This window comes from Rhodosalinus sp., assembly GCF_041685465.1.
Taxonomy (GTDB): Bacteria; Pseudomonadota; Alphaproteobacteria; order Rhodobacterales; family Rhodobacteraceae; genus Rhodosalinus.
This window is the reverse complement of the sequence record NZ_JAWLFS010000253.1, coordinates 1-4096: the sequence shown is the minus strand read 5'-3', so window position 1 is coordinate 4096 and position 4096 is coordinate 1. Positions and strand designations below refer to the sequence as shown.

Genomic DNA, 4096 nt, shown 5'->3' with positions numbered 1-4096 from the left:
CGGTCGCGCCGCGGGTTCAGAAGCGCGTCGCGCACCGCGTGCAGCCCGAAGAGCCAGACGGTCTCCGCTGCCGCGGCGCGCCTGCCGCGCTCCTTCTCGATCACCCATGCCGGCTTTCTGGCCATTCGCGCGCTCCCGGGCCGAACCCGGGGGAGAATGGGCGCCCCGACGCGCCCCTGCAAGGGATTTTCCCGTTGACGCCACTGCGGCGCGCGGATAGTTCGCGCGGCACGATCCGGGCCATGGCCCGACGGTCGGGCGACGAGCTGCAAGGTGCGGCAGCGGACTGTAAATCCGCCGGGGAGACCCATGCCAGGTTCGATTCCTGGGTCGCCCACCATCGTGATTTCAATGTCCAGACAGTGGTTGCTGGTGCTGCCAGCGCTGGGTCTTCACGGTCGGGACAAGAGCGCCGGGATCCGCATACGACCGGCCCCGCCTTGCGGACACGGCCTCGGGCAGAGCCTTGCCGGGTTCGCGGCGGCTGTCTTCGTCGCGACCATGACTGGCGGCACGCCGAGACGAGGCGGCACGTGTCCTTCGCAGGCGCGCGATGGCGAAGGTTGGAAGGTTTCGGAGCCACGGCGCCCCCGCAGATGCGTCGAGAACGTCACGGGCCCGGCGGTGCCGGCCGCGGCGCACCGGCACCTCGTGCGCCGGCGCAGCGGCGATGACGTCGCCGATGCCCCGGCCCCCGAGATCCAGCGGTCAGGCCGGGGCGGCCATGGCGATCCGGCGGTAGCCGGCCGTGCCGTGGTAGAAGCCGTTGGCGAGCCCCGTTCCCTCGCAGAGCGCGGCGAGACGCGCATCCGCCTCGGCCACCTCGAGCGCGCCGTCCAGCACCTGCCGGAACACCGAGGCCACCGCGACCATGTCGGCCGCCTGTGGCATCAGCCGCAGATGGGTGACGCCGTCGGCGATCAGCCGCCCCGTCTCGGGCAGAAGGTCGACGTAGCTTTCCGACTGGGTCTGGATGCCGTTGACGCGCAGGATCGGTGTGTCGTCGCGCGTGGACAGCGGCATGCCGTCGGGGTCCGCCTCGCAGACGAACTGGCAGTTGTCCTTGGTGCGCCCGTGCGAGCGCGCGTGGTAGCAGCGCGCCGAGACGGCGAGCGAGGCGCGGCCGAAGACCTGCACCTCGACGCCGAGGCCGAGCTTGCCCGCCGCCTCGGCCGCCGCGGCGATCGCCTCGGCCGGCATCTCGGGCGGCAGGCAGACATGCGTCGCGCCCTGTCCTGCCATCCAGTCGATCGTCGCCTCGTTGTAGGCGTTCATGAAGGGGCCGATGCGGTGCGGGTGCGCGCCCCGCTCGAAGAGGCCGGCGGCATTGTTGACCTCGATCTCGGGGCGCTCCATGGCGGCGAGATCCGCGGTCGCCTTTCGCTCGCGCTTGAGCATCACCTCGGCGAGCGAGGAGACGATCACCGTCTTGCCCGCGCGTTCCAGCCGCTCGATCGTCGCCGGCAGGTCCGGCTCGTGGAAGGGCGTGCGCTTCGAGCAGATCACCTCGCCGAGATAGACCTCGTCGACGGGCGCCTCGTCGGCGATGCGGGCGTAGAAGTCGCGCCGCGTCTCGGCGGACCAGTGATAGGCGATCGGCCCCAGCGTCAGTTTCGTCATCTCTGTCACCGCCATTTCTTGGTCTCGAAGGCACCCTGGGTCTGTTTCTGCCCTTCGGTCAGGGCGATCAGATCGGCCATGTTGGCCTCTCGTCCCGCCCGGATATCGTCCACCGCCGCCCGGAAGGCGCGCACCACGCCCCGCACGTAGCTCTTCGACCGCTGCCGCCCCTCGATCTTGAAGGCGTGCACGCCCGCCTCGATCAACTCGGGCAGCAGCCGCGAGAGGTTCAGGCTGACCGGCTCCTCGAAGGCGTAGTAGCCCTCGGGCCGGTGCGGCGCGGCGTAGCGACCCTTGCAGATGGTCGGATAGCCCGCCTTCTCCTCCGCGCCGAAGCGGTCGATGGTGAAGCCCGCGAGCTGCGAGGACAGCGAGCCGTCCGCGCCGCGCACGTATTCCACGTCCGAGGCGGGCGAACAGACGCCGTCCATGTTGGTGGACTGCCCCGTCAGGTAGTTCGTCAGGCTGCAGCGGCCCTCCACCATCAGCCCGTGGTTGCCGAAGATGAAGGTCTCGATCTCGCAGGGGATCTCCTTCCGGAGCTCGCGGATCTCCGCGATGGTCAGGATGCGCGGCAGCACCACGCGCTTCACCCCGAAGTGGTCGCAGTAATAGCGGATCGCCTCGGGGCTGGAGGCCGCCGCCTGCACCGAGAGATGCAGCCGCACCTGCGGATGGGTGCGCGCGATGTAGTCGGCCACGCCCATGTCCGCGACGATGAAGGCGTCGACGCCGATGCGCGCGCCGGCGTCCGCGGCCTCGCGCCAGAGGTCCACGCGGCCCGCCGGCGGGTAGGTGTTCAGCGCGAGCAGCACCTTCGCGCCGCGCATGTGGGCGTAGACCACCGCGTCCTGCAGCTCCTCCGGCGTGAAGTTGAGGCCGGGGAAGTTGCGCGCGTTCGTGGCGTCCTGAAAGCCGCAGTAGACGGCGTCGGCGCCCGCGTCCACGGCGGTGCGCAGGGCCGCGGGCGTGCCCGCGGGGCAGATCAGCTCGGCAAGGCTCATGGGGCCTCCTGTCTTTCGGTCTCGGTGAGATAGCCGCGGCGCAGCTTCGCGAGGATGGCGCGGCCCGGCGGCCCGAACATCGCCGCCGTCTCCTCGGCGAGCGAGCCGTCCATGTCGTCGAGCGCGTTGCGGAGCCGCACGACCGCCTCGGTGTCGCCGGTCACCTCCAGATCGCGCGAGAAGAAGGCCGCGTCGCCGTCCTCCTCGGCGTCGATCAGTTCGAGCAGCAGCATGAACCTGCCGCGGATCGTCGCCCCGGGCCGCGGCGCGGCGTCCCGCGGCACGGCCCGGAAGACGAGCGCCTCCGGGTCGGGCCGCAGGTGCAGCGCGAAGGGCAGCTCCACCGGGTCGATCAGGAAATCCGTCGCCTGATGCGGCCCGAGCCGCGCGAAGAGCGAGGGGTGGCGTTCGGCGATCCGGCGGACGACGCGTGCGAGCACGGGCTGCGCCGCGAGGCAGGCGAGCCGCGCGACGAGGGGCTCGCCCGGGCGCCGGGCGGGGGCGCGGTCGTGCGTCACCTGCATCGCCGTGCCTCCCCTGCGGCGGCCGAGGTCTTGGCGATCTGGGAAATTCCGGTCATGGCAAGCCCTTTCGCGGCGTCGTCGCCCCGGCCTCTTGCGGGGGGCGAGGAAGTGGCGTCGGCGAAGGACTTACAGCCCGGCGCAGTGCCGCCGCAATCGCCGGATGGGCGCCGCGACCTTGCGCCTCACCGCCGCGCCCGATCCCGGTGTGCCGGTGTGCTCGTCTACGGCCCGCGCGGGTGCGAGCCGGGCCGACCGGTGGGAGGTGGACGCGGGAACACCCTGTCTCGGCCGGGCATGGCCGCCGCGCGCAGCCATCGTGGAAGCCGTCCCCTTGACGACGCCACCGTCCTCGTTAGGCGTACGCGTTCCGGTGTCGTCCGCGACGGCCTGCGCCGGGAAGACCGGTCACCCCTGGCCTGAGGGGCGGTCGCGATGCGGCGACGCGGGTTTTCCGTCGGCGCGGTGTCGACGGCCCGGGCCATGCCTGCGCCGCGGAACGCGTGCACCGAAGCACGGTCCACGATCGGAGGTGCTGGCGGCAAGGAGCCTTGCCTGCGCGTGCGACGCTCACGGCTTCGGATCGGCCCATGCTCTGGCCTTCGCCGCAAGCCCGGCCCCGGTGCTCCGACAGTCCGGCAAGACGCGCGGCCGGGGGCGCGCAGAACGGCGACAGGGACCTCACGCAGTCATCTGCGACCGAATGCGACGCGCGGGACATGCCGTTGCCAGGCGGTCGTCGCCGGCGCGCGCCGTGGCGGCACCGTCCTCTGGACCATGCTCTGCCGTAGAGACGCCCTTGATCCGGACAGAAGACCGTTCGGCTCACGCATCACGCAGCATCGCGTCGGCCCAGCATCCGCGCCACCGTCTCGCCCATGGCGGAGGGGTGCGGGGCGACGGTGATCCCGGCCGCGGTCAGGATCTCGACCTTCTCCTGCGCGCTCTCGC

The 4096-nt window shown here is 71.8% G+C and carries 3 protein-coding genes, 1 tRNA gene and 2 pseudogenes; 1 reads left to right on the top strand and 5 read right to left on the bottom strand.

Annotated elements, in window-relative coordinates:
- Window positions 1-125, bottom strand: a pseudogene (locus ACESL7_RS13785) (23S rRNA (guanosine(2251)-2'-O)-methyltransferase RlmB); the annotation flags it as partial.
- 131 nt (window positions 126-256) lie between these two features.
- On the opposite strand from ACESL7_RS13785, the gene ACESL7_RS13780 reads away from it, so the two are divergent.
- Window positions 257-340: transfer RNA gene (locus ACESL7_RS13780), tRNA-Tyr, on the top strand.
- Between the two features lie 368 nt (window positions 341-708).
- Here the strand turns inward: ACESL7_RS13780 and ubiV are convergent.
- The 4 genes and pseudogenes from ubiV to ACESL7_RS13760 all read right to left on the bottom strand — a co-directional run.
- The gene (gene ubiV, locus ACESL7_RS13775) at window positions 709-1635 is read right to left on the bottom strand and encodes a ubiquinone anaerobic biosynthesis protein UbiV (protein ID WP_372893884.1); all 927 of its coding nucleotides are present in this window, start codon (window positions 1633-1635) and stop codon (window positions 709-711) included.
- Entirely contained in the window at window positions 1626-2624 is a 999-nt protein-coding gene (ubiU, locus tag ACESL7_RS13770) for a ubiquinone anaerobic biosynthesis protein UbiU (protein ID WP_372893883.1), read from the bottom strand. Before ubiU ends, ubiV begins: the two co-directional genes overlap by 10 nt.
- The gene (ubiT, locus tag ACESL7_RS13765; protein ID WP_372893882.1) at window positions 2621-3148 is read right to left on the bottom strand and encodes a ubiquinone anaerobic biosynthesis accessory factor UbiT; all 528 of its coding nucleotides are present in this window, start codon (window positions 3146-3148) and stop codon (window positions 2621-2623) included. The genes ubiU and ubiT overlap by 4 nt, the downstream gene beginning before the upstream one ends.
- Window positions 3149-3977: 829 nt before the next feature.
- Window positions 3978-4096: pseudogene (locus tag ACESL7_RS13760) on the bottom strand (succinate--CoA ligase subunit alpha); the annotation flags it as partial.

Excerpts from the sequence above, each read along its gene's own strand:
- ubiT (WP_372893882.1), bottom strand. The coding sequence starts at position 3,148 with ATGCAGGTGACGCACGACCGCGCCCCCGCCCGGCGCCCGGGCGAGCCC.
- ubiU (WP_372893883.1), bottom strand. The coding sequence starts at position 2,624 with ATGAGCCTTGCCGAGCTGATCTGCCCCGCGGGCACGCCCGCGGCCCTG.
- ubiV (WP_372893884.1), bottom strand. The coding sequence starts at position 1,635 with ATGGCGGTGACAGAGATGACGAAACTGACGCTGGGGCCGATCGCCTAT.